The sequence below is a fragment of the Paenibacillus sp. FSL W7-1279 genome, assembly GCF_037969845.1.
Taxonomy (GTDB): domain Bacteria; phylum Bacillota; class Bacilli; order Paenibacillales; family Paenibacillaceae; genus Paenibacillus_AQ.
The window spans coordinates 195,155-219,242 of the sequence record NZ_CP150215.1 but is presented as its reverse complement, the minus strand read 5'-3'; the positions used below and the strand labels follow the sequence as shown (position 1 = coordinate 219,242).

The following is a 24,088-nucleotide window of genomic DNA, read 5'->3' as shown; positions in this document are numbered from 1 at the left end:
CTTCCCCAGCATTTCAAGGCGCGCTTAGGCCTCAATCGTTTCATTCATCTGCAGCTGCTGTACGGCAAACTCTCTGTACATGTCATGCTGCTCAATCAATTCATCATGCGTTCCCCGTCCGGTTACCGTTCCTTTTTCAATGAAAATAATCTGATTCGCTCCTACAACCGTGGATAACCGGTGTGCAATAATAATCGTCGTCCGGCCAGCCATCAGGTTCTTGAGCGCCTTCTGTACTTCAATCTCGGAACGGCTGTCCAGACTGGAGGTGGCTTCGTCCAGCATCAGAATCTTCGGATCCCGCAACAAGGCTCTGGCGATGGCAATCCGCTGCCGCTGACCGCCGGAGAGCTTCACGCCCCGTTCGCCTACATCCGTATCAAAACCATGCGGCAGCTCGTCGATAAATCCATCTGCATAGGCCATTTCTGCCGCTCTTCGGATCTCCCCATCGCTCACTTCCCGGTCCATCCCATAACATAAATTGTCGCGAATGGTTCCCGCGATCATTGGACTATCCTGTGAGACATAACCAATCAGCCCGCGCCATGAGCGTAAAGAGAACGTATCAATCGCCGCCTTGCCCAATCGGATCTGTCCTTTTTGCGGAAGGTAAAAACGCTCCAGCATGGAGAACAGCGTCGTTTTGCCTCCGCCACTCGGTCCAACCACTGCCGTGACCGTGCCCGGCTCCATCTGAAAGCTGATATCATGCAGTACCAGCTCATCCGGTTTGTAACCAAACGACAGATTCTCGATGGACACCCGCTGATTCGCGTTCACCACATCGCTACCTTCCGAAATGGACTCTTCCTCTGCATCCAGTGTTTCCAATATTCGCTCGGTTGCTCCTTTGGCCTTCTGAAATTGGGTAAAAAACGTCGTTAACTGCGTCATCGGCATCACGATCTGAATCAGATACAGGATAAACGCAACCAGCTCGCCGGCGGTCAATGCCCCTGTGGATACCTGAAGTCCGCCATACCCGATGACCACCACCAGCAGCATCATCAGCACGAAAGACATCAGCGGCGCGATCCAGGCGGATACCACGCCTTCCTTGATCCCGAAATTCAGCAGATTGGTGATCCCTTTATGCCCATTCTCATACTCTCTGTCCTCAGCGTTTGATGCTTTCACCTGACTGATATTCGCCGTAAACGTAGCCGTCTCATCCTGCATGCCAAGCGAGATTTTATACATTTTCTTGCCAAGCGGCACAAGAATCAGCGCTGCAATCGGAATGACGATAAACATCGTCAGTGTCATCTTCCAGTTTAGATAGAGGAGCACCCCAATGGAACCGACAATAGAAATAATCCCGCTAAAAAATCCGGCCACATGGTCCGATATGAGACTTTTGATCACTCCTGTATCATTCGTCATCCGGCTGACCGATTCCCCTGAACGGTTATGATCGAAGTAGCGGATCGGCAGCACCAGCAGCTTTTTCCACAGCCGTTCCCTAAGGGCGGCCACCATCTTCTGTCCCGTATAACTCAGCAAGAAGATCGAAACCCCTGCGGCTATCGTCTGCACCACAAATGCGATCCCAAGTCCGATGATATGGGAGCGGTTCATATCCGTTAAGGAGAAGCCATCCACCAGGCTCTTTGTAAACATCGGAATGACTAGCCCGACCAGGGTTGATACCACATTCAGCAAGATGGCTCCAATCAGCAGCAGCATCGGCGGTTTCGTTTCTTTTAACAGCCGGAAGAAGGCCTGCGAACCTGCTTTGCTGCTGCCGGCCGGCCTTTCCTGAGCAATTTCCTGTATCGAAGTATGATCCGTTTCTCTCATCGTGTTCTCTTCCCTTCCATCCCTGTTTATTGTCTATAAGGAAAGAATATATCAACAAGTTAAACTGAAGTTAAACGAAGGCTTACTTCTAGGGAAACAACCGAAAATAACCCCACCAAGTGGAACCTAAGCTACATGCTTATTCCAAATACTTTGCGGGGACCCCATTGAAACTTATACATCCAATATGTTGAAAAAGAGCGGATTTCTCCGCCCCTTCTCGAAATCTATTCATATGTACGCACGAAAACCAAGCGAGAATCCAGCAACAGAAGACCTTGATAGCAAAAAAAGCCTTGCAGTAACAAGACTTTTCTTAAACTTCAATCACGGTGATCCTTATTGGTTCTCGAGTTCCTCTTTGCTCACCAAGTTCACGAGTGAAGTAACCGCTTGCTCCGCGTCGGCTCCCTCAGCACTAATGTAAACTTCCGTACCAGAGCTGATCGCAAGGCTCATAATTCCCATGATACTTTTGGCATTAACTTTTTTATCATCTTTTTCAACGAAGATTTCAGATGAGTATTTATTCGCTTCCTGAACGAACAGCGCGGCCGGTCTGGCGTGAAGACCCGTCTTTAACCGAACGACTACCGGGTGCTTTGTCATGAAAATTACCCCCTATCTAATAAATCTGCTGCATTGAAAGCGCGATTGACATTTTATAATATTATACCATTTTACCATACAGGACACTAGAAGAAAAAATTCTTACCCATTCCGAATCTTTTCGGCCAATTCGTCGATTTTGCGCAGGCGGTGATTAACGCCGGATTTGCTGACGGTTCCTTTAAGCAGCTCGCCGACTTCCTTCAGATTCATATCCGGATGAGCCAGCCGAATTTCCGCCACTTCCCGCAGTTTATCGGGCAAATTCTCAAGACCCATTTCCTTTTGGAGCAGCTTAATGTTCTCAATCTGACGGACGGCAGCGCCGATCGTTTTGTTTAGGTTGGCGGTCTCGCAGTTCACGATCCGGTTCACCGAATTCCGCATATCCCGCATAATCCGGACATCCTCGAACTTGAATAATGCCTGGTGGGCACCGATCAGATTAAGGAACTCGATGATTTTCTCGCCTTCCTTAATGTAGAAGATAAAACCTTTCTTCCGCTCGATGCAGCGTGCGTTCAGATGAAACTCATTCGCCAGATCCACCAGGGACTGGCAGTGCTCTTCATACATTGAGGCAATTTCCAGATGGTATGAAGACCCCTCCGGATTGTTCACGGATCCGCCAGCCATAAAGGCACCGCGCAAATAGGCGCGTTTACAGCAATTTTTGCGAACGATTTGTTCATCAATCCGCGATTGAAACAGAAAGCCCTCGGAAACGATGCGCAGTTCTTTAAGTATCTCCTGAACCTGGGCGGGAATACGTACGATATATACGTTATTCTTCTTCAAACGCATTTTTTTACGCACCAAAAGTTCGGTATGTGCCTGGAAATGCCTCTTAATTAAGGAATAAATACGTCTTGCAATCGCGGCATTTTCCGTTGAAATATCCAGGATTACCTTTTTGTTCGAAAGCTGAACAGAACCGTTCATCCGAATGAGCGCGGACAGCTCGGCTTTTTCACAGCAGTTCTGGCTTTCGATCATTGTCAGTTCTTTCTTCGTCTGTGCCGCAAAGGACAAGGTACTCACCCCTTTCGTGTAATCCAATCCTGTACCAGCTGAAAAATATGATTGCTCAGCTTGTCAGCGTCATGTCTTAAGTATGTTCTAAATAGCACAAGCTTATCTGCAATGAGTTTGTACCCTCTGCTGGTCACCTCATCGCGATCCAGGAACACGGGCTTTGCACCCTTCTGAGCATACTTATCCTGAACCTGCGGCGGGATTTCGCCATCATTTACAATAACATAATCGAACAGATGAAGACCAATATGATCATAAACGGCTTGCAAATGATCGCTTACCGTATAATTATCAGTTTCTCCAGGCTGCGTCATCACATTGCACACGAACATTTTGATCGCCTCAGAGGATACGATGGCTTCAGCAAGCTTGGGAACAAGCAAATTGGGCAAAATACTGGTGTATAGGCTTCCCGGACCGATCAGAATTGCATCGGCCTGCTGAATCGCCTCCAGCGCTTCCGGCAGCGGCTCAACATGCTCCGGCTCCAGAAAGATCCGCTTAATGCGGCGCCCAGCCTCCGGGATTTTGGATTCACCGGTCACGATGGAACCGTCTTCCATCTCTGCATGCAAAATAACGGCTTCACCCGCTGCGGGCAGCACCTGTCCACGAACAACAAAAACCCGGCTCATCTCCTTGACTGCCGTGACAAAATCACCGTGCAAATCCGTCATGGCAGCCAAGATTAAATTGCCGAGGCTGTGCCCGGCCAGTCCCGAGCCATTCTTAAAACGGTATTTCAATATATCGGATAACAGCGGCTCCACATCGGCGAGCGCTGTAAGTACATTTCGAATATCTCCCGGGGGCGGCATCTGCAATTCGCTACGCAGTATGCCGGAGCTTCCCCCATCATCAGCGACGGTAACGATAGCCGTAATATCAAGCGGCTTCTCCTTGAGTCCCCGGAGCATAACGGACAGCCCGGTTCCTCCACCCATCACGACGATGCGGGGACGCTTTCTAGCTTGCACAGCCACATTTATCACTTCCCTTAATTAATGCCGATCCCGATCGGAATCACGGTGACTCACCGATACCGTCTCCGTTTCGCTAACGCCCAGCATTTTGCCAAGGTATTCGGCTATCGCAACGGAGCGATGCTTCCCGCCGGTACAGCCAATGCCGATAATAACCTGGCTTTTGCCTTCCTTCCGGTATTGCGGGATCAAGAAATGCAGCATATCGAGCAGTTTGGTTAGAAAGGCCTGCGTCTCCGGCCATTTCATCACGTATTCATACACATCACTGTTCTGGCCGGTATTTGGGCGCAGTTGCTCCACATAGTGAGGGTTGGGCAGAAAGCGCACATCAAACACCAGATCAGCGTCAATCGGAATCCCGTATTTAAACCCAAAGGATGTGATATTTACCGATAACGTGCTGCTCTCCAGATGTGTGAAACGTGAGATAATCTTCTCCTTCAATCGCACAGGCTTCATATTGCTGGTATCGATCACCTGGGTAGCCGAATTCTTCAGCTCATCCAACATTTTGCGCTCCAACCTTATTCCGTCAAGCGGCATACCTTCCGGAGCGAGCGGATGGCGACGGCGGCTTTCCTTATAACGTTGTACAAGCACGGAATCCGTTGCATCCAGAAATAGAATCTCGCAGTGGATGGTAAAGTGGTCCTTGATGTAACTCAGAGACTCTGATAGAGCCGTAAAAAATTCGCGGCCACGCAGGTCGATGACCAATGCAACCTTGCCGATCTTACCCTTGGATTGATCGATCAGCTCCGCGAATTTGGGAATGAGCACCGGAGGCAGGTTATCGACGCAAAAGAATCCAAGATCCTCCAGACTTTGTACGGCCAAGGTCTTACCTGCTCCCGACATCCCGGTGATGATGATCAGGGTGGCCATGGATGATGTGTTGCTGCCTCGGTTGGCTGCTTCCAGCATCAGCTTTCCCTCCCTTATAAGTTTAGATCAGACGATGTATGGTGAATAATCTACGAACGCAAATGCAGTCCGGCGGCGCCTACAACGCCGGCATCATTGCCGAGCTCAGCCGGAACGATGCGCACACCTCGCTGAAGCGGCTCTGGTGTCAGCTTCGCAAATACAGCGCGGACTTCATCAAACAGAATGTCGCCGGCTTTGGATACGCCGCCGCCGATAATAAAAGCTTCCGGATTCAGCACGGCCGCAACGGCAGCCATAGATTTGCCCAGGTAATAAGCTGCGCGATTCACGATCCGAACGGCAACTTCATCGCCGGCCTTTGCAGCATCAAACACTTCCTTCGCCGCAATGGTCTCTACATGGGCAAGGGAAGTACGGTCCCCACGCTCTACGGCATCCTTCGCCATACGGATAATGCCGGTTGCGGACGAAACCGTCTCCAGACAGCCCATTTCACCGCATCCGCATTGAATCGCTTCCAAGTCCGGCACAACCGAGATATGTCCAAGCTCGCCAGCCATGCCGCCGAAGCCTTGATAAATCTTGCCGTTAATAATAATGCCTCCGCCAACACCGGTACCCAGCGTGTAGCATACGCAGTTCTCGACGCCGCGGCCTGATCCGCTCCAGGCTTCACCCAATGCAGCCACATTGGCGTCGTTGTCTATTTTGACGGGCTTGCCGAGACGCTCTTCAAGCAGTGCGCGAATCGGTACATCTTTAAATCCTACATTCGGTGCCAGAATAATGATGCCTTCACGAATATTCGTAAAGCCGGCGAATCCAGCTCCCACACCAGCAAGTTGATCCCAGCTGAATGGCGATTCTTCCACAATGTGACGCACATATTTCTCAATGTTGTCAATAACCGTGTCAACGCCTTTGGCTGTTTCCGTCGGCCCCTCATACTTATGCAGAAGATGCCCCTCTTCATTGCAAATTCCAACTTTAATTGCTGTTCCGCCCAGATCGACACCGACGTAGATGTTCTCAGACATGTTTCAAGCCACCTTTTTCCTTCTATATTATAGATTGCTCCTACTGTACCCACTATAATTGAAGGCACTTCTGCGGTCAAGAGAACACCACGTGACGGAAAACGGTAAGCAGTCCTTTAATTTCGATTATGTAAGCGTATCCAAACATCCGCGAAACCTCTCTTGTTTGTTCATCATCTAACTCCCCTCTCCCTATGGCAGATCCGACATGACAATTGTCACTCCGAAGTGGTGACATCCTTTACTAACAGGCATTCCTTCGCTTTCGTATGATGAATTCAGATCATTTCGATTACGGAGGAGCGATTCCATGACAAACCCAATTCAAGAACCTATTGCAGAGCTGCGGCAGGTAACCAAGATGTTCGGAAGCAAAAAAGCCGTCAACCAAGTGTCGTTTACGATAGAGAAAGGGTCAATCACAGCCATTCTCGGACCTAATGGAGCAGGGAAATCAACCGCCATCTCCATGATGCTCGGCCTTAAAGACGCGAGCCAGGGTGAAGTTCTTCTGTTCGGACGCAGTCCGAAGGACTTGAAGGTACGTGAGAAGATCGGCGCCATGCTTCAAGAGGTCAGTGTTATGGACGGATTGCGGACGCGCGAAATTATCAATCTCATCCGAGGCTATTATCCGAACCCGCTAACACTGGATGAAATCGCGAGCTTGAGCGGACTTACCGCTGAAGAACTGAATAAATGGGCTGTCAAAATGTCCGGCGGCCAGAAACGCAAGCTCAGCTTTGCGCTGGCGATTGCGGGCAACCCCGAGCTGCTGTTCTTCGATGAACCAACGGTCGGCCTGGATACTTCTGCCCGCCGGTTATTTTGGCAGACGGTACGCAAGCTTGCCGATCAGGGCAAAACGATTCTGTTCACCACGCATTATCTGCAAGAGGCGGACGATATGGCCGACCGCATTCTGCTATTCCATCAAGGCCAGGTTGCCGCCGATGGCACGCCGGAAGCGATCAAAGCCAAGCTGACACGAAGGTCGGTTTCCTTTATCGTGGATGCGGACCACCAGCAGGTCAAGGAGCTGCTTCAGGAAGTACCCGGCGTAACCGATGTGTATGAACACAACGGCCGGCTGAACGCCGTAACCGATGATACGGACACGGCCCTGGCGGCTCTGTTCCGGGCCGGGCTGGCTGTACGCGACATTCGCATTGATCAGGGAAGCCTGGACGAAGCATTCGACCAATTAACGATGGATCAAGGGGAGGCTGTATAACGATGACAACCTGGAAACTGATAACCTTGCAGTGCAAAATGGAATTACTCCGGATGGTACGCAATCCGTATTATATTTTCTGGTCTTTGGTCATGCCAATTCTGTTCTATTTCATCTTTACGCGGGTCGTGAATACGGGGGCCGACGATACCGGACAATGGCAGGCCCACTATCTCATGTCGATGGCGTCCTTCAGTGTCATGGGCACCGCCATCATGTCGCTCGGCATTCGCCTCGTGCAAGAGAGAGTCCAGGGCTGGGCTGTATATATGCGGGTAACGCCGCTTCCTGGCAGCGTGTATTTCTTTGGCAAAATGTTTGTGCAGACGGTTATGCATCTGCTCTGCATCCTCGTCATTTTTGTAGCCGGCTACCTGATTAACGGAGTCTCCCTCACCTACGGACAATGGCTGCTCAGCGGACTGTGGATTCTGATCGCATCCGTCCCGTTTCTTGCCATCGGTACCTTGATTGGATCCATGAAACGGGTCGACACGGCAAGCGGCGTCAGCAACGGCATCTACTTAGGGCTGGCCGTTACGGGCGGGATGTGGTTCCCGATCGAAGCGATGCCTTCCATCATGCAAGCCATCGGTAAGTGGATGCCCTCCTATCATTTTGGCGGAGGTGCATGGTCAATCGTTCGCGGAGAAGCGCCGGGATTGGATAATTTCATGGTTTTAGCAGGATATTTGGCAGTATTTATGTTACTATCCACCTATATTCGGAAAAAACAACAAGCCGATTAAGGGGATAGGATGATGGCTTCATGAAAAAATTGAAAGACGCGAAGTCCGCAGGGTTTGAGGTTTTTCCAACGCAATTGGGGGTTTTCCCCTATCTGTGGCTCATTTATATATCTCTGCCCGTAATCAACATGATGAGCGAAGAAGGCTGGAAGATGGGGATTGGATATACGCTGATTGCCTTGTTTCTCCTCACGTACCGCCAGCTTTACTTCGCTGCTGGCACGCCTCGTTTTTTCTGGTGGCTCGGCTTTCAGATGTCCATCATTTTCATTCTCTGCATGTGGTACCACCCAACCTATATGTATATGGGGTTCTTCACTGCCAATTTCATCGGCTGGTATACCGACCGGCGCAAATTCACGATATCCCTTGTGCTGTTTGGCATCATAGAGACCATTCCTTTGATCAAAAATGCGAGCATGCTGGGATGGAGGGATCTGGTCTTTATGATTCCTTTCTTTCTCATCATGCTGTTCTCACCCTTCGGCATCCGCTCTCTAAACCGGCGACAGCAGCTGGAGAAGGAGCTCGCGCAGGCTAACGAGCAGATCCGCAATCTGATTAAAGGCGAAGAGCGGATGCGTATCGCCAGAGATCTTCACGATACCTTGGGTCATACCCTGTCTCTCATCACGTTGAAGAGCCAGCTTGTGGAGAAGCTGGCGGTAAAGGATCCCGAGAAAGCCCAAATGGAGGCCCGGGAGATTCAGAACACCTCGCGCGCCGCGCTGCGCCAAGTGCGTGAGCTGGTATCCGACATGCGGACCGCCACCTTGCCCGAGGAACTGGTCGAGGCCCAGATCATTCTGGAGAGCGCCGATATCCAGTTTAGCTGTGCCGGTAATCCGAAGCTGGAGGGAATTTCAGACCTGGCCCACAATATTCTAAGCCTCTGCTTGCGGGAAGCCGTAACCAATGTGGTGAAGCACAGTCAGGCGAGCCAGTGCCGGATTGCCATCGAGTCGCTGGGCAATGAGTGGCGGCTTGAGGTGGCCGACGATGGCGTTGGTCTTCATTGCAAGGAAGAAGATCCATCAGCTTCATCCAACAGCAATGGCCTGAAAGGCATGGCGGAGAGGCTGTCCCTCATCGGGGGCACCGTTGAGGCCAGCTCCGAGCAACAAGGCACGATATTAGTGATTCGTGTTCCGATCATCATCAAGAACCGGAAGGAGGACACTTCCCATGAGCATCAAAGTGCTGATCGCCGAGGACCAGAGAATGCTGCGCGGCGCTCTGGCTTCCTTGCTTGATTTTGAAGACGATATTGATGTGATTGGTCAAGCCGGCGACGGGGATGAAGCGCTGTCCCTGATTGCCTTGCATCAACCTGATGTATGCCTGCTCGATATCGAAATGCCTGCGCGCAGCGGTCTCGAAGTGGCGGAGGAAGTAAAGCTGCGCGGTTATCCCAGCCGGGTCATCATCCTGACCACTTTCGCTAGGCCTGGTTATTTCGAACGGGCCGTACAGGCGGGCGTTCAGGGATACCTGCTTAAGGATGAGCCCAGTGAACGGCTGGCAGAAGCCATCCGCCGAGTCATGGATGGACGGCGGGAGGTCTCCCCTGAGCTCGTATTCGGTACGCTGTCAGGTGCGGGTGCCAATCCGCTGACCGAACGCGAACGGGAAGTGCTGCGATTGGCTGCCGACGGTAACAGTTCTAATGAAATTGCGTCGAAGCTCCACTTATCCTACGGGACTGTCCGCAACTATATGTCCGAGATCTTAAGCAAACTGAGTGCCAAGAACCGGATCGAGGCCATCTCAATGGCAGAGGAGAAGGGCTGGATATAGGCCCCTCACGGCTTGCTCACACACCTCCCCCCGTCTCTTTAAGACGGGGGCTTTTTGTACTTCACATCGAAAACAGGCCTACGTTGGCCTGTTTTTTATTTTTTTGGTTGACACATCTTTCCACTTGGCATTATAGTATGTTACAAGACTAACATACCGACAGGGTGATATCATGAATTCCAGGTTTGACGAAGGACAGCCGATTTTTCAGCAAATCGCAGATATGATTGAGGATGACATATTGAACGGGACATACCAAGCGGATGATCAGATTATCTCGATGTCGCAGTTCGCGAGTACTTTTCAGGTCAATCCCGCTACAGCTGTAAAAGGCATTGCCCTGCTTGTCAATGAAGGGATCTTGTACAAGAAAAGGGGGCTCGGCATGTTTGTTGCAGCAGATGCCAAACAGATCATATTGACCAAGCGGCAGGACCGGTTTTACAACGAACTCGTATTGAAGCTGCTTGATGAAGCGGAAAAGCTTGAATTGACCACCGACGACGTTATAGAAATGATCAAACAGAGAGATAGGAGATGAGCACGATGAACGTAATACTTACCTGTTCCAACCTGAGCAAGAGTTACGGGCGTACGGAAGCGGTCCGAAATCTGGAGCTCCAGCTTGAAGAGAATACGATCTATGGCCTGTTGGGCCGCAATGGCGCCGGAAAGACCACGCTGCTTAATATGATGACCGGGGGATCTTTTCCCGACTATGGCAGCATCCAGATCTCGGGTGTCAAGCTTAAGCATGGGGAAACTCCGAAAGGGATCTGTTACGTAAGAGAGAAGAATTTGTTCTTCGGCGGTGCCAAGGTGATTGAAGTGCTGCGCTTAGCATCGGTCTTTCACGAGAACTGGGACTGGGATTATGCCCAGAGCCTGCTGAAGACATTCAAGCTGAACCCGGACAAAAAAATCCGCCAGCTGTCACGGGGAATGGAGTCTTTGGTCGGAAACATTATCGGTCTGGCCAGCCGGGCCCCGATTACCGTATTTGATGAACCGGTGCTGGGATTGGATGTGCTCATGCGAGAGAGATTTTATCGCGTTCTGGTTGAGGATTATGCCAATCATCCCCGGACCATCCTGCTCTCGACCCATCTGATTGATGAGATCGCAACCGTTGTTGAGAAAGTTTACATCATGGATTCCGGCGCTATGTTATTGCATGACGATGTTGATCATATCCGTGCCAATTCTCATCTGTTGACCGGGAACCAGGAGCAAGTCGAACTGTTTACGAAGGATCGCCACGTGATCTATAAAGAATCTTATGGTAAAGGTTCCTTAACCGCGATATATGGAGCTATCCATGAGGCAGACCGTGCACAAGCCAACAAGCTTGGTATCGTTATTGACGGTTTACCGCTGCAAAAGTTTTTCTCCTATTTGATCGAAGGAGGCCAATCCATTGAATAAAACCACTGCGCTCATGAGGGCTTCATTTCTTCAGCTTCGACCTTATCTCCTGGTGATGCTGGGCACTGTAGCGATAAGTATGATTACAAATGTAATCGTAAGCCTGTCTCTTGGAGACAGTACGGAGAATACGCAGGTGTCTGCGGCCAATCTCCTCATCGTGTTCCTTATATTTGTAGGCAGCGTGCTCCCGGCAGGCTTGTTCCGGCGGGTAATGAATTTAGGAGCTACACGAAAAGAATATTATGTTGGCATGCTTCTGGTTTACTCCATATGGTCCGCCATTTTTGCTGTCCTCAATATCGTCTGGTTACAGGTGGAGATCAGCTTTATACGACAATACGAGAATACCTTCAACATCCTTGAAATCTTTGGGTGGACTCAATTTGGAATCGTTGGCATGTTCTTCTATCAATTCGGCGCGTACCTGCTTCTTATTTCACTACTGAATCTGTTGTTTTCCGGTCTGCGTCACATCATGGGCTGGGTGATCTGGGTGGTATTTATTGCGGCAATCCCGATCTTTACCTCCATTCCTTCACTCCGGCATACGCTGGCTGACGGCTTGCTGGCCCTTCTCTTCAACGATTCGCTGCTACAAGGGCTTGGGCTCACGCTGATTATCTCCCTCGTTCTGCTTGCAGGAGGCTGGTGGTTCACGGCCAGACGCACCATCGTTTAAACTTGTTTCTCCTAACAACGTGTTATTGTATCACTCTAGCACGAAAGGAATGATGAATCTTGAAAAAGGATGCTATCCCCTCTGAGGTGTTCCAGTCCTTTCTGTTATGGATCATTGCCATCGGTGCAGGAGTATTCGAGATGACTCTGGCTGTCATCGATTCGATATCCAGCCAAACGGGTGCTGGAATTGTCGGTATTCTCACTCAAGTCGCAGCACGAACCATGATGTTCGCAGTCCTTGTCTACATCATGGTCAGAATGCTTCGTGGTAAGAATTGGGCGCGTATCACACTCGCTTTGTTTTTAGGCGGGTTTGGCATTCTCTCCCTTATCATTGACCCCATCAAATGGCTCATAAACGGCGGTTCCCTTTGGGACGCATTTGCTAATGCAGACAATATTTCCATCCTGTTTGCCTCCAGCCGTATCCTTCATATAATCGCCGTTGTTGCAGCCTTGATGTTTATGTTCCGACCCGCGGCGAATCGGTACTTCAAAGCTGAATCGTAAGTCTCAGCACCCGCTTGATCTTGGAATCAACAAAGCAACAGCCCCTGACCTATTCAAGGCCCGGGGCTGTTTCATATTGATCAGATCACTTCAACCATTCTTCTTCGATGAACTGCATCATTTCAAAAGCACCATCAGCGGCATTGGAAGCCACTACAAGGGTATGACCGGTGGCCGGATAATAAGCAGACCGAAAATTCACCCCCGGATCATAGCCCATGACGTGGTATTTAAACACATTCTCATTTTTCTTGGTAATCCACACGCCAAGCCCATAATGCAGATCACTGCCCGGGACTTGTATATGTGAAGCCAGCAGCTTCTCGGTCATGGATGCGGTGAGCATCGTGTTGTTCATCAGCGATCTCCATAACTTGATCATATCCGGTGCCGTCACATAGGCCCCGCCATCGGCATAACCTTGAATCGGAATGGCATACTGGTTCGTTCTCCACGTGCCGTCTTCCTCATCAATATACCCGTAAGCCGTATTCGCGGGCAGACGATCCAGCGGAAAATATCCCGAATGCTGCATGCCGCACGGCTCCAATACAAACTGCTGGACATAGTCGCGAAACGGCATTCCAGTCTGCTGTTCAACGATCAGGCCAAGCACCACAAATCCTGCGTTGTTGTAATGGAATCTTTCACCGGGCTGAAATTTCATACGCTCATCCTGGAACAGAGGAAGGAAATCCCTTCCGTTACGGAGTGTATACATGGGAATTGTCTTCCACAGATCCTCGAAGTCGTCCATAACCTCTTCATCAAAGTAATCCGGGATACCCGAGCTGTGACTCAACAAATGAGAAACGGTAATCTCCGGGCTAAAATTAGGCAGCGGAATATCCAGACAATCGCTTAGCTTGCTGTCCAGCGACAGCTTGCCCTGTTCGATAAGCTGACAAACCGCAATCGCGGTGAACAGCTTACAGCCTGAGGCAATGCCAAACCGGGTGTCTGCTTGATTCGGGATCTGATCGGCCCGGTTTGAATAACCGAAGGCACCGTTCCATACGATGTTGTCATTTTCGTCGGTTACGAGCACAGCACCCGAAAAACGAATGCTGGCAGCAAATTCTTCTATTATATGTATCATAGCGAACCCCATCCTTTTCTAGTTAGGGGTATTTTACCATGCATCCTGAATGAGAGTCTCGGTACAAGATCAATATAATGAAATAATCCCCCTCATCACTTGATGAACGCTTCAATCAGTCTTCCAGTGGGGGATTTATACCAATGTTGATTCGCTTCGATTCTAATATCTCCACATCATGAGCAGGATCACCGGGACTGCAAAAATAAGCAACCCGGCACCAATCATCGAAGCGACCTGCAGCATGAATCTGTGCTTGGTTGGACCGGGCGTCTGCAGCATTCCGCATTGAGCGCATCTGTTAGAGGCAGGGTATACCTCGCCGCCGCAGCTGACACAATTCCCATTATTCCTCATGAATAACGCTCCTTTACTTGGAAAGACAACATCGACATCTAAACATCGCTACCATTTGTGAATATTATCACATAAATGTGATGACAAGTAAAGGCATAAATGATTCATATTCCACCTCAACCCTTCGCTCCGCCATAGTAAAGTTGCTCCGTGTCAACCTAAAAACAGGAAGCACGCGGCTCCCTGTTTTGGTCATAGCCCCGTCGAGTAGACATTAAAAAAAGAGATTTTATTAAGCGGCGACTTTTTCCCGAAACTCAATCGGGGAGAGGTCGCCCAGTTTGTTTTGGAAACGTTCCATGTTGTAAAACGAAATATACTCCGTAATTTGGCTCCTGGCTTGCTCCAGATTTTGAGGTCTCTCCAAATACAGTTTCTCTGTCTTTAAGTGGGAGAAGAACGACTCAATACAAGCATTGTCATAGCAGTTTCCACGCCGGGAATGGCTTCCTGTAAGCTTCTTCTCTTCAAGTAACTTGGCATAGGTTTGTGTTGTATACTGAAACCCCTGGTCCGAGTGGAGCAAGGAAGGTCCACATTTCAGTTTCTTCACTGTGTCTGTAACGAGTTTTAAGTCATTTCGCTCAGAGAGTTCCCACGCTACAATTTCATTGTTGTACAGATCCATCACCACGGAGAGATAAGCAAAATCATGCCCAATCCGGACATACGTAATATCCGTCACGAGCTTCTGCACAGGAGTTGTCGCTGAGAATTCCCGATTTAGGACATTACGGAACAGAACGGACGGTTTCCGGCCAGCAAATGGACGTTTCTTGCGAATCACGGAACGAATCTGAAGTTCTCTCATTAAGCGGCGTACCTTTTTGTGATTCACTACAAGGCCTTCTTTGCCTAACGCGGTTCGCATACGTTTGTAGCCGAAATAAGGACGAAGCCGATGAATGCTTAAAATATGTGCTTTCAGATCCGCATCCCGGTCTGCTCGTTTCTCTCTGAGGGCAGCATTTTTCTTCCATTTGTAGTAACCTGCACGCGAAATTTCAGCAATTTTACACAGCCAAACCACAGGTGCCCACTTGCTTATTTCTCGAACGGACTGGCACCGGGCTTCGAAATCCAACTTTCCTCTCCGTGCAAATTTGGATTGAGCTTTTTTAGATATTCTACCTGTGCTTTCAGATAAGCATTTTCTTCTTCTGCACTACTAAAATGCTTCTTCGTCCAACGTCCACGGTAATCCTCGAAACTCTCTCCATTTTGGTTTTTACGAACCCATGTGATAATCTGGCTCTCGCTCTTAATCCCAAACTTCTTCATGATCCGACTGTACGTCCAACCTTCTTCCACTCGCAGACGAACGGCTTCTTTCTTCGTTTCTTCGCTATATCGATTAAAGGTTTGGCCTTTCTTCGCTGACATAACAAAAATCCCCTCCGGTATCCAGTATTTGAGTTCATTGTAACATGTCCTCTTTTTTCACTGTCTACCATGAGGGGATAATACCAGTTTTACATTTTCAAGCTTATTCTTTTCTGCCCATGAATACCGCTACGATAAGCCCCAGCAGCAAGGTTCCTACACTGGTAGCCATCATCCCCGTTCCGGATGGAATACCCGGAAACACGATAACAATAGATCCTAATATCAATCCAATAATCACGGCATACGTCATATATGGGAAACGGTCAAGCAAGTACCGAATCAACCGGCTGCTAACTACAAAGCCAACCACCACTCCCGCACCAATGACAGCTATAATTCCTATATTTAATGAGGAAAGCGCTGAAATAGCAGTAGAATATACGCCTAGAAGGAGAAGTACAAATGACCCGCTAATACCAGGCAGCAGCATCGCCATGCTGGCTAACCAGCCGGATAAGAACAGTCCGATCCCGTTGGACCAGGTCAGGACCGTTATCGGATCGGATGTGGCATCCGTTCTGAGAAAGGCTGTCGAAGCCAATAAACCGGCTGCTACAATCAACACGACCACATGCACGGCTTTGAATTTGGTTCTTGCCTCCGCTTTACGTAGAATAAGAGGCAACACCCCTAAAATCAATCCGGTAAAGAAAAACTGGGTGGGCTCATAATAGCTTGCCAGCAGGTATTCAATCAAGCGACTCAGCAGCAATAGAGCTGCTCCAATTCCAACGCCAAGCGGAATCAAAAAGCCCAGCTGCTTCTTCCATTCCCTGCTGAAAAATCCGCTGATAGCCGCCAACAAACGATCATAGATACCGAGCACGACAGCAATGGTGCCGCCGCTTATACCTGGTATCAGGTCACTGACTCCCATCAGCACACCCCGATAAAGGTTCTTCCATTCTATCAAAATCATAATCCTCCTGCCTTACAAAGTGAATCTTATCGTGATAGCCCTGCGAAGGAGATTTTACTTGTTCTTGGCATGCAAAACCAAGTTTCCTACTCCACCAATCGCAAACAACAGTGAAACGACTCCAAATCCCCACTGCCAAGAGCTTCGATCCGTAATGAAAACAACCACCAAGAACGCTATCGCAGCCAAAAAATTAAGCAGCGCAACGATCAAAAATTCCTTTTTCTTCATTATTCATCCTCTACATTCCTACAGAATCAAATCGTCCAGTCTATAACCCACTGTGGTGATCATATCATATTTTTGCCGATGAAGGATGACCGTTTATATAAACTTAAGGTACAAAAGTAACCGTCTGCTCCGTCCACGCTGCTCCATCAAATGCCTTGGCCACTCCCTGCTGATCAATCTTCGCCATCAGCACATATTTCCACTTCACTGAAGCCGACCATGCCTGTTCGAACAGAAATGGACGCAATCGAATCTCATGCTCGCTTGCCCAGGACGCCATGACCTTTTCCCCATCGATTGACATATCGAAGCCCTCTTTGAACCAAGGATGCTCCTGATCCTTGGGAACACCGGGTGCATTCATGTTTACATAGAGCGAGATATCATCGCACAGCTGCAGCAGGCCAAACTGCCTGTTAACCACATCTTCATCGGGGAATGAAAACTGTTCACGCAGTCTTTTTTGCCGTTCCGTCTCCGAACGGTAGAATTCTACCAGCGGGGCTTCCGCCGCATTTTTCATAAACGACGCAAAATGAAGGCTGCAGAGATACCCTGCATAAGGACTCATCGCTTCGATCTCATCAACACCCTTGGTATACATTAGCATTTTCGGCTGGACCGGATAATCGATAAAAGTATACGGAGTCCGGCTCTCGTCATTCCAAATCGGCGTGTCATCCATCCGAAGCCAAGCACGGTCATGCTCGGTAATAGCCAGCAGTACTTCTTCCAATACAGACTCATCCATAAACAGCTCTCGCCGGAAGCCCCGGGCAACATCGCCCGAGAATCGGCCATGGTCGTCCTGGGTAGTCATCACAAAAGCATCCTCTGTCTCGCGAATGATCATCAGATCGTCTCCCCTCTATTCATTCTCTACCCCAGATATGCCCTTCGCTTCATCACGGCAATGATGTCTCTGGACTGGCCTTGATGCACGCTCGTATCAAAGCACGAGATCAATTCCCAGCCGTCAATTCCGTAGCTGTTCAATAAATCCTCGAATTCCTCCTCGTTCACCTTGCCTCCGAGAAATCCTCCGGTTTTGTATTTCAGCGTTTTGTATTCCCATTGATCCATACGCGGCATCCTCCATCCTCTCATTTGAATTTGGATCACAAACTTGAACACTTTCTATAGATAAAATCAGTTCGTATCGCCAACATAGCAAACCACGGGGCGCGCAGCCTTATCCTGAAGCGGCTTAACCAAGGAGCGAGGGTATACTCTAATGTCATCCAATGCGGGCAGATCGATCCATTCCACACCCACCTGGTATTCATCCGGGTTATGGCCAAGAAAGGTATCCCCTGCATCCGCCAAGTTGCACTCAAAATAAAACTCCACTTGGTGCACATCGGAATCCCATTCCGCAAACTCGTGGTTGGACCCTATGTATTCACGGACGTGCAGCAGATCGCGAACTTCCACCTTACGCCCGATTTCCTCCTGGCACTCTCTGATCACCGCCTGTACCAAGGTTTCCCCTTTCTCTTGTCCGCCGCCAGGGAACAGATAGAAATCCCCCAAATGATCTACGTTTTTCGTTAGAAGAATTTGATGATTCCGCATAATGACGGCCTTGGCCGAGTTTCGTATCGGTTTCATGAGCTGTCTCCTTATCGTATCGGTTTCTAGTTCTGTATTCTATTGTAGCAAATATAAATCCTCCATGAGTCAGCCTGTAATTCGTACAAATACATGAATGTAATAAGCCGGTGTCCTATGAGCATGCTCAAAGAATACCGGCTCTGTTATAAACACATCGTGAATAAGTGCCCAACTCCCGAAGCCATCTAGCGCCTATATGAGCCACTCGCCCGCTTCTTGCGAACAACGGACGCCACGCACACAATGATCAGCAGGATGAACCCCGCCGCAATCCAATCCTTAATATTCTCCCACGGAACAGCGTGATCAGCGTTATTTTCATCTAGCACTCCATGCGATGGAAGTTTGCCATGGTCCACCTCGGATATCAGAGTCATGTACCTTCATACGTAACGGGAGGCTACTTCACCTGCTTGCTCCTGCCATCGACGATCAACTCGATGCCTGGCTCGTTTATTCCGCCTGAAACACCGTATGAAGCATCGATTTGCTCTGTCGAACCCTCAAAGGTTTCTTCGACCTGCACCACCCCTCGTGGCCGAACCGTAACCACCTTAGGCTCGAAATCAACCATCTTCCCTCCAATATCAAGGCTTAGCGGGCGTACCGTAACCTGCTGCTCGGTACCATAACTGTAAATTTGAATCTGGCAGCGTGCCAGAATAGCCTCGTTCTCTGTACGATAATCGCATTTGCTGTCTTTTTTGGTATAGGCGACGCTGGATATTCCGCTCGAATTATAATTCACAACATACATCACAAACTCTGATATGAATGGGAAAATAACGATCCATGCAACACAGCCAATCATCACCCGGCTCATGATCTTCGGATAATGCGGGCGATAAATGCTCGTTACCCACAGAACGCCGATCGTCAATAAGATAAGACCTGCAATAACGGGCAGATGAAGACCTAAGTTGCCTTGCTTAGTCCATGGCGAGATCCCTGCCCAGCGAAACAGATCATCCCCGAACGAATAGCCCAGATGCTGATTGGAAATAAACAGCAACCCCATGATGATTGCGGAAATGGAGAGGATTTTACCTTTCAGTTATATCTCCCCCTTGGCGAACCCGTTTTCCACATTATAACAAATAAGAGACCCTGTGGTAACCTTAATTAATCCGTCTTGGTTAATGGTTTATTCTCTACAATACCCAGCCTCGTTCCGCTCTTGGCTTCATGCAGCAGCTTCCGGTCACGATGGATGAGACATAACAGCATGTGAAGGAACACAACGCCGTCCAGCAGCAATATCCCCAGCGCGTACATCGCAAGCAGGACATGAGAGCCGGTGACATTAACCGTAATGAACAGGGCATGGAACCCGCCCCATACCACATACAGCAGGCCGTTGCGAACAATCACTTCCTTCAGCTTCAGATGTTCGCCCGCTCCGCGGATCTGAACCCGGACGACCCATTTCCCCAGCGTCTGTCCCTGCATCATATAAGGCAGCACGATATGATATAAAATGACGACAATAAAATACGCACCCCTCACGTTCAGTACGGTCAACACGCCGATGATCGGCAGCACGACCCCTGCATCAATGCCAAAAGCGATCGCCCGGCGCGTATAACTGACCCGTTTCTGCGACAGATCCACCGTCTCGTCCAGTCGATCAAGGCGTGGCAGGTGATTTTTCATCCAATCCGCGAGCAAGAATCCCATCATCCCACCCATGGTATTCAACAGCAGATCGTCCACATCAAACAACCGGTAAGGGTGATCATAGATGCCGTAAATGCCGGTCACCTGGGTCACCTCGAAGAACAGCGAGAGTCCGAATGAGGCCACCAGGCACGTAACCCAGGATGCCCGAGCGTAATAACGCAGGAACATACCGAACGGAACCACGAGAAATACGTTAAACACGACCTGCAAGAAGGCTCTTTCCTTCAACAAATGCAGGTAAGTCGAGGGTACGCCCCATACCACCTTGGTCTCCTTCAATATATCCTGTATAAAATTCAGCGGAATCCACTGCATGACCGAGGCCACATTCATCGGGGTATTATGCCGCGAGGCAGGCAAAGGAAGGAGCACCAGATACACCGCGTTCATCATGTAGAGAAGAAATAGATACAGCAGAAATCCCCGGAATTTATTAAAATAACCATATTTGCGATACTGCACAATCAGAAAGGGAACTGCGCACAGCAAAGCCGCTATGGGAAAGGTTAAAAATGCATAAGATATAGGAAACAGATAGGCTTCCAGCATGCTCTTCGTTCACTCCCTCTGTGATGTTCTACTTATAAGTTACAGGATCAAGTTTAAATGACGGGGATTCCTATGTTTAAAATGCGTTTAAAAAAACGCACACCCGCGTCATAATCGGCCCTGCTGTTAACCCGGGGGTTTCCGGTTATACCCCAAAACCGAATAACCCACACCAGCAGTGTGGGCAGGATCACCATATGCAAGAAGCATTTGAAAACATGGTTATCCCGATTAGGCTCATATCATAATAACGAGGATGCATAGGGAATGGTTTTTCAATTTTGCAAATAATCGATAATCTCAAGCAAATCGGTAATCTCCCCATCCTTGGCGAAGTCCGGATCATAGTAGGGATCTCGCTTCCAGATGCCCTTCATGCCGATACGCCGGCTTGCGGTTACGTCGTTGTCCGGATGGTCGCCGACATAGATGGATTCTTCGGCCTTTGATTTAAGACGACTTAATGTATTGGCAAAAATCCTTGGATCGGGCTTGCGTAAACCCTCCCATTCCGAAATCGCGATAAGATCAAAATAAGGCTCGATGCCAAGTCCCTTGATATTGTTATATTGAAATTCGCCGTAACCATTGGAGATCAGTCCGAGTTTTATTCCCTTACCTTTCAAGCTGTCCAACGCTGCATACAGATTGGGGAAACCGACGCAATGATGATGGAACTCGGATATGTAATCGGCCAGGAGGGTATCCCATGGCAGAGGTAGAGCAAACTCCTCGATTAGCTGACGATATACTTGATCCTTCCATACATATCCCCTGCGATCCAGTTCAACAAACCGTCTCACATACACCTCTCTGTCCACTGACGCATCAAGGAGCAATAAACGATCATATTGGTCTTGTACGAAGCGAACCAGTGATGTATCGCGGTCAAGCAGGGTCCCGTCCAGATCAAAAACAACGGTAGTAATCATAGCGTCCATCCTTTCTCTGAGAATACAGGTAATAGCTTAAACGATAACCCTGCAAGCTTAGGAGAGTTGCCGCACCATCATCCTGTTATTTAATCCTCCGCTTTCCGGTATACCCGTTCCGGCCTGCCTACCGTGCCATAGGAAATATCCGCCACGAGGACGCCCTTCTCCACGAAGTACTCCAGATATCTTCTCGCCGTCGTTCGGCTGAAGCCTCCACGTTTGCCCAGTTCCTCCGCGGTCCACACGTCCCCGGACTCCTCGATGTAGGATAGGATTTTCTCGCTCGTCAGTTTATCGATGCCTTTTGGAAAATATACTTCCCTGTCCATCCGTTCACCGGCACGCCATAACAGCTGGTCAATGCCCTGTTGATCGATCTGCTTGTTCGCGCCGCCGAGCTGCTTCATCTGCTCGTAATATTTCCGATAAGCTTTCAGCTTCTCCTGGAAACGGTCGAAGACCACCGGCTTGATCATAAAATCGTACACTCCGCCGCGAATCGCCTCCCGCACCGTATCGAATTCCTTGGCTGCCGTTATAATAATAACATCGGTATTCGGATATCCCCGTTGAATATGCTGCAGCAGATCCAATCCCGACATATCGGGGAAATACAAATCCAGCAGCACCAGATCAGGTGCCAGAATATCCAGCTGCTCATGCGCCTGGGCCCGATCCGTTGCAATGCCGACGACCTCGAAGCCCTCTACCTTCTCAACGAACCGTTGATTAATGCTGGCAATACGCACATCATCCTCAATGATTGCTACCCGAATCATGAACATCTCCCCTTGCTTTTGGTATCTTGACCGTGAACACGGCCCCGCCTTCAGGTTCGTTGCGGTAAGCAATGGTACCCTGAAGCTGCTGTATGGTCCCGTTGACGATCGATAGGCCAAAACCTCGATTGCGTTCCCCCTTGGTGGAGTACCCCAACTCAAACAGTCGATCCGTTCCAGCCTCGGCAATACCGGTCCCGCTGTCGGATACTTCGATCATTAATTCATTGGCCTGATCGTGTAACTCTATCCTAACCCATCTATTCTCCGATTTGGATCCCATTGCTGCCTCCATGGCGTTGTCGATCAAATTACCGATAATAGTAACGAGCTGGTTTCGGCTAATATGACTGGGAATGTCTTTAAAGGAACTGCTCCGGTCGATCTCAACCTTCACCTTCAACTCGCTTCCGCGATTAAACTTTCCAATAAGAATGCCGCCGATGATGGGATCAGGAATCTCCTGAAGCAGGAATTGAATCAGGTTCTGGTGCACATCGGTCTCATGCGTAATCAGATCCATCGCCTCCTGGTACGATTCCAGCTGAATCAGGCCGTATATCGTATACAGCTTGTTGGAATATTCGTGCGTCTGCGCGCGCAGCGCTTCCGTATATCTCTTCACCTGCGTGAGCTCTTCGGTCAAGTGCAGCAGCTCGGATTTGTTTCGAAAGCTGGAGACCGCCCCTACAATCCGATGCTCATGATCATAGATAGGCAGCCGGTTCACCACAACCGCATGATCGTTAATGACCATCTCTTGATCTTTCTCTGCTACCCCGGTTTGCATCACCTCCAGCAGCCTGGTGCCCGGGATAACGTCGTGAATATACTGTCCGACGATCACCCTGCACTCCTCCGGATCAATCAGCATCATGGCTGTATGGTTGGCCAAGGTTACGATGCCCTCCCGATTGACAGCGATAATGCCTTCATGAATCGTTTCCAGAATCGCCCGTTTCTCTTGATATAACAAGCCGATTTCCTTGGGCTCCAGCCCGTGAATGGATCGCTTGACGCTGGACGATATCCATATAGCGCCGCCACATCCCAGGATTAACGCAATTCCTGCAAAGAACAGGACACGATTGCGATACGATTGTGCCGATATCTCGATATCCTTCATTAAAATGCCGACCGATACGATACCGATGATTTCATTCTTATCATTGTAGATCGGCGTCTTCCCCCGAAGCGAGGGTCCCATGGAGCCAATCGCCTTCGATGTGATGCTCATGCCCTGTAATACAGGGCCATTGTCGCCACCGACCATCTCTTTGCCGATCCGATCGGCGAGCGGATGCGCATAACGGATCCCTTCTCGATTACCGATGACGATATATTCCGCGTCTGTCTCCATCCGAATTTCCTCCACCACAGGCTGAATGATGGCAGACGGGTTCTCTTCCTCGAACGCGGCCTGAATGACGTCCATCTCCGCCACGGCCTTCGCCAGCTTTAATGCCGAAGCGCCAATGCTTTTCTCCAGCGTTGTGACGAGCAGCCGCTCAAAACTGAAGGTCAAGGCGACAATAACAGAAAACAAAAGGGTGCCTATAAGCAGAATCAATCTAGTCTGTAAACGCATTCATATTCCTCCATAAGGATTGTCGCCATAAACGTTGCTCTGATTTCCCTATTGTATTCTAGATCACACCTGTAACAATAGTCTCTGAAAAAAATCGGCCGTGAATTTTATGAACAAAATTAGCGAAATGAAGCTTTTTCAACTTATGTCGCAATTCTATTCAAGCCAAATTCTCGATGATAGTATAGAGGAAC

The 24,088-nt window shown here is 49.3% G+C and carries 26 protein-coding genes and 1 pseudogene; 8 read left to right on the top strand and 19 right to left on the bottom strand.

What is annotated here, in order from left to right; all coding sequences use genetic code 11:
- Positions 1 to 24 precede the first annotated feature (24 nt).
- The 6 genes from MKY82_RS01065 to MKY82_RS01040 all read right to left on the bottom strand — a co-directional run bounded on the left by MKY82_RS01065 (position 25) and on the right by MKY82_RS01040 (position 6,358).
- Positions 25 to 1,803 carry an ABC transporter ATP-binding protein gene (locus MKY82_RS01065; RefSeq protein WP_339295275.1) on the bottom strand — a complete coding sequence of 593 codons (1,779 nt, stop codon included), beginning with the start codon at positions 1,801 to 1,803 and terminating at the stop codon, positions 25 to 27.
- 339 nt (positions 1,804 to 2,142) lie between these two features.
- Entirely contained in the window at positions 2,143 to 2,412 is a 270-nt protein-coding gene (locus MKY82_RS01060) for an HPr family phosphocarrier protein (RefSeq protein WP_006207570.1), read from the bottom strand.
- Between the two features lie 102 nt (positions 2,413 to 2,514).
- Complete coding sequence (gene whiA, locus MKY82_RS01055; RefSeq protein WP_071219483.1) at positions 2,515 to 3,444, bottom strand: DNA-binding protein WhiA; 930 nt, start codon at positions 3,442 to 3,444, stop codon at positions 2,515 to 2,517.
- 5 nt (positions 3,445 to 3,449) lie between these two features.
- Entirely contained in the window at positions 3,450 to 4,391 is a 942-nt protein-coding gene (locus MKY82_RS01050; RefSeq protein ID WP_181469905.1) for a YvcK family protein, read from the bottom strand.
- Positions 4,392 to 4,448: 57 nt separating this feature from the next.
- On the bottom strand, positions 4,449 to 5,357 hold the full coding sequence (gene rapZ / locus MKY82_RS01045) for an RNase adapter RapZ (protein ID WP_071219481.1): 909 nt from the start codon (positions 5,355 to 5,357) through the stop codon (positions 4,449 to 4,451).
- A 50-nt stretch (positions 5,358 to 5,407) separates the two neighbouring features.
- Positions 5,408 to 6,358, bottom strand: a complete 951-nt coding sequence (locus MKY82_RS01040; protein ID WP_220686976.1) for an ROK family glucokinase — start codon at positions 6,356 to 6,358, stop codon at positions 5,408 to 5,410.
- Between the two features lie 310 nt (positions 6,359 to 6,668).
- Between MKY82_RS01040 and MKY82_RS01035 the strand changes: the two genes are divergently transcribed.
- The 8 genes from MKY82_RS01035 to MKY82_RS01000 all read left to right on the top strand — a co-directional run bounded on the left by MKY82_RS01035 (position 6,669) and on the right by MKY82_RS01000 (position 12,757).
- Complete coding sequence (locus MKY82_RS01035) at positions 6,669 to 7,592, top strand: ABC transporter ATP-binding protein (protein WP_220686977.1); 924 nt, start codon at positions 6,669 to 6,671, stop codon at positions 7,590 to 7,592.
- A 2-nt stretch (positions 7,593 to 7,594) separates the two neighbouring features.
- Positions 7,595 to 8,341 carry an ABC transporter permease gene (locus MKY82_RS01030; protein ID WP_339295274.1) on the top strand — a complete coding sequence of 249 codons (747 nt, stop codon included), beginning with the start codon at positions 7,595 to 7,597 and terminating at the stop codon, positions 8,339 to 8,341.
- Between the two features lie 20 nt (positions 8,342 to 8,361).
- A complete protein-coding gene (locus MKY82_RS01025; RefSeq protein ID WP_339295273.1) occupies positions 8,362 to 9,594 on the top strand; it encodes a sensor histidine kinase in 1,233 nt (410 codons plus the stop codon).
- On the top strand, positions 9,527 to 10,138 hold the full coding sequence (locus tag MKY82_RS01020) for a response regulator transcription factor (RefSeq protein ID WP_071219477.1): 612 nt from the start codon (positions 9,527 to 9,529) through the stop codon (positions 10,136 to 10,138). Before MKY82_RS01025 ends, MKY82_RS01020 begins: the two co-directional genes overlap by 68 nt.
- Before the next feature lie 172 nt (positions 10,139 to 10,310).
- Positions 10,311 to 10,679, top strand: a complete 369-nt coding sequence (locus tag MKY82_RS01015; RefSeq protein WP_071219476.1) for a GntR family transcriptional regulator — start codon at positions 10,311 to 10,313, stop codon at positions 10,677 to 10,679.
- Positions 10,680 to 10,684: 5 nt separating this feature from the next.
- Positions 10,685 to 11,563: an ABC transporter ATP-binding protein gene (locus MKY82_RS01010; RefSeq protein WP_339220912.1), complete on the top strand. Its 879-nt coding sequence runs from the start codon at positions 10,685 to 10,687 to the stop codon at positions 11,561 to 11,563.
- Entirely contained in the window at positions 11,556 to 12,245 is a 690-nt protein-coding gene (locus tag MKY82_RS01005) for a hypothetical protein (RefSeq protein WP_194540390.1), read from the top strand. The genes MKY82_RS01010 and MKY82_RS01005 overlap by 8 nt, the downstream gene beginning before the upstream one ends.
- 59 nt (positions 12,246 to 12,304) lie before the next feature.
- Positions 12,305 to 12,757, top strand: a complete 453-nt coding sequence (locus MKY82_RS01000; protein ID WP_194540389.1) for a hypothetical protein — start codon at positions 12,305 to 12,307, stop codon at positions 12,755 to 12,757.
- A gap of 85 nt (positions 12,758 to 12,842) precedes the next feature.
- Here the strand turns inward: MKY82_RS01000 and MKY82_RS00995 are convergent, their stop codons facing one another.
- The 13 genes and pseudogenes from MKY82_RS00995 to MKY82_RS00935 form a co-directional block, all read right to left on the bottom strand.
- Positions 12,843 to 13,856: a serine hydrolase gene (locus MKY82_RS00995; protein ID WP_194540388.1), complete on the bottom strand. Its 1,014-nt coding sequence runs from the start codon at positions 13,854 to 13,856 to the stop codon at positions 12,843 to 12,845.
- A gap of 162 nt (positions 13,857 to 14,018) precedes the next feature.
- The gene (locus tag MKY82_RS00990; protein ID WP_194540387.1) at positions 14,019 to 14,213 is read right to left on the bottom strand and encodes a hypothetical protein; all 195 of its coding nucleotides are present in this window, start codon (positions 14,211 to 14,213) and stop codon (positions 14,019 to 14,021) included.
- 232 nt (positions 14,214 to 14,445) lie between these two features.
- Positions 14,446 to 15,596: pseudogene (locus MKY82_RS00985) on the bottom strand (IS3 family transposase).
- Positions 15,597 to 15,699: 103 nt separating this feature from the next.
- Positions 15,700 to 16,509, bottom strand: a complete 810-nt coding sequence (locus MKY82_RS00980; RefSeq protein ID WP_194545010.1) for a DUF368 domain-containing protein — start codon at positions 16,507 to 16,509, stop codon at positions 15,700 to 15,702.
- 63 nt (positions 16,510 to 16,572) lie between these two features.
- Positions 16,573 to 16,749 carry a hypothetical protein gene (locus MKY82_RS00975; protein WP_164762893.1) on the bottom strand — a complete coding sequence of 59 codons (177 nt, stop codon included), beginning with the start codon at positions 16,747 to 16,749 and terminating at the stop codon, positions 16,573 to 16,575.
- A gap of 103 nt (positions 16,750 to 16,852) precedes the next feature.
- Positions 16,853 to 17,602 (bottom strand): DUF3891 family protein, encoded by a 750-nt coding sequence (locus MKY82_RS00970; protein ID WP_339295272.1) that lies wholly within the window; start codon positions 17,600 to 17,602, stop codon positions 16,853 to 16,855.
- Between the two features lie 26 nt (positions 17,603 to 17,628).
- Positions 17,629 to 17,832, bottom strand: coding sequence for a DUF4177 domain-containing protein (locus MKY82_RS00965; RefSeq protein ID WP_006207549.1), 204 nt, complete (start codon positions 17,830 to 17,832; stop codon positions 17,629 to 17,631).
- 66 nt (positions 17,833 to 17,898) lie between these two features.
- On the bottom strand, positions 17,899 to 18,360 hold the full coding sequence (locus MKY82_RS00960) for an NUDIX domain-containing protein (RefSeq protein ID WP_194540385.1): 462 nt from the start codon (positions 18,358 to 18,360) through the stop codon (positions 17,899 to 17,901).
- Between the two features lie 403 nt (positions 18,361 to 18,763).
- Positions 18,764 to 19,381, bottom strand: coding sequence for a hypothetical protein (locus tag MKY82_RS00955; RefSeq protein ID WP_259445537.1), 618 nt, complete (start codon positions 19,379 to 19,381; stop codon positions 18,764 to 18,766).
- Positions 19,382 to 19,485: 104 nt separating this feature from the next.
- Entirely contained in the window at positions 19,486 to 20,592 is a 1,107-nt protein-coding gene (locus MKY82_RS00950) for a VanZ family protein (RefSeq protein ID WP_339295271.1), read from the bottom strand.
- 275 nt (positions 20,593 to 20,867) lie between these two features.
- Positions 20,868 to 21,524, bottom strand: coding sequence for an HAD family hydrolase (locus tag MKY82_RS00945; RefSeq protein WP_339295270.1), 657 nt, complete (start codon positions 21,522 to 21,524; stop codon positions 20,868 to 20,870).
- Between the two features lie 89 nt (positions 21,525 to 21,613).
- Positions 21,614 to 22,306: a response regulator gene (locus MKY82_RS00940; protein ID WP_194540381.1), complete on the bottom strand. Its 693-nt coding sequence runs from the start codon at positions 22,304 to 22,306 to the stop codon at positions 21,614 to 21,616.
- Positions 22,284 to 23,894 (bottom strand): sensor histidine kinase, encoded by a 1,611-nt coding sequence (locus MKY82_RS00935; RefSeq protein ID WP_339295269.1) that lies wholly within the window; start codon positions 23,892 to 23,894, stop codon positions 22,284 to 22,286. Before MKY82_RS00935 ends, MKY82_RS00940 begins: the two co-directional genes overlap by 23 nt.
- Between the last annotated feature and the right edge of the window lie 194 nt (positions 23,895 to 24,088).

Coding starts and splice junctions, on each gene's coding strand:
- MKY82_RS00965 (WP_006207549.1), bottom strand. CDS start 17,832: ATGGATCAATGGGAATACAAAACGCTGAAATACAAAACCGGAGGATTT.
- MKY82_RS01050 (WP_181469905.1), bottom strand. CDS start 4,391: ATGGGTGGAGGAACCGGGCTGTCCGTTATGCTCCGGGGACTCAAGGAG.
- MKY82_RS00935 (WP_339295269.1), bottom strand. CDS start 23,894: ATGCGTTTACAGACTAGATTGATTCTGCTTATAGGCACCCTTTTGTTT.
- MKY82_RS00940 (WP_194540381.1), bottom strand. CDS start 22,306: ATGATTCGGGTAGCAATCATTGAGGATGATGTGCGTATTGCCAGCATT.
- MKY82_RS01060 (WP_006207570.1), bottom strand. CDS start 2,412: ATGACAAAGCACCCGGTAGTCGTTCGGTTAAAGACGGGTCTTCACGCC.
- MKY82_RS00960 (WP_194540385.1), bottom strand. CDS start 18,360: ATGAAACCGATACGAAACTCGGCCAAGGCCGTCATTATGCGGAATCAT.
- MKY82_RS00950 (WP_339295271.1), bottom strand. CDS start 20,592: ATGCTGGAAGCCTATCTGTTTCCTATATCTTATGCATTTTTAACCTTT.
- MKY82_RS01065 (WP_339295275.1), bottom strand. CDS start 1,803: ATGAGAGAAACGGATCATACTTCGATACAGGAAATTGCTCAGGAAAGG.
- MKY82_RS00995 (WP_194540388.1), bottom strand. CDS start 13,856: ATGATACATATAATAGAAGAATTTGCTGCCAGCATTCGTTTTTCGGGT.
- MKY82_RS00970 (WP_339295272.1), bottom strand. CDS start 17,602: ATGATCATTCGCGAGACAGAGGATGCTTTTGTGATGACTACCCAGGAC.
- MKY82_RS01020 (WP_071219477.1), top strand. CDS start 9,527: ATGAGCATCAAAGTGCTGATCGCCGAGGACCAGAGAATGCTGCGCGGC.
- MKY82_RS01040 (WP_220686976.1), bottom strand. CDS start 6,358: ATGTCTGAGAACATCTACGTCGGTGTCGATCTGGGCGGAACAGCAATT.
- MKY82_RS01015 (WP_071219476.1), top strand. CDS start 10,311: ATGAATTCCAGGTTTGACGAAGGACAGCCGATTTTTCAGCAAATCGCA.
- MKY82_RS01025 (WP_339295273.1), top strand. CDS start 8,362: ATGAAAAAATTGAAAGACGCGAAGTCCGCAGGGTTTGAGGTTTTTCCA.
- MKY82_RS01030 (WP_339295274.1), top strand. CDS start 7,595: ATGACAACCTGGAAACTGATAACCTTGCAGTGCAAAATGGAATTACTC.
- MKY82_RS01010 (WP_339220912.1), top strand. CDS start 10,685: ATGAACGTAATACTTACCTGTTCCAACCTGAGCAAGAGTTACGGGCGT.
- MKY82_RS00955 (WP_259445537.1), bottom strand. CDS start 19,381: ATGGGGTTGCTGTTTATTTCCAATCAGCATCTGGGCTATTCGTTCGGG.
- MKY82_RS01035 (WP_220686977.1), top strand. CDS start 6,669: ATGACAAACCCAATTCAAGAACCTATTGCAGAGCTGCGGCAGGTAACC.
- MKY82_RS00975 (WP_164762893.1), bottom strand. CDS start 16,749: ATGAAGAAAAAGGAATTTTTGATCGTTGCGCTGCTTAATTTTTTGGCT.
- MKY82_RS00990 (WP_194540387.1), bottom strand. CDS start 14,213: ATGAGGAATAATGGGAATTGTGTCAGCTGCGGCGGCGAGGTATACCCT.
- MKY82_RS00945 (WP_339295270.1), bottom strand. CDS start 21,524: ATGATTACTACCGTTGTTTTTGATCTGGACGGGACCCTGCTTGACCGC.
- rapZ (WP_071219481.1), bottom strand. CDS start 5,357: ATGCTGGAAGCAGCCAACCGAGGCAGCAACACATCATCCATGGCCACC.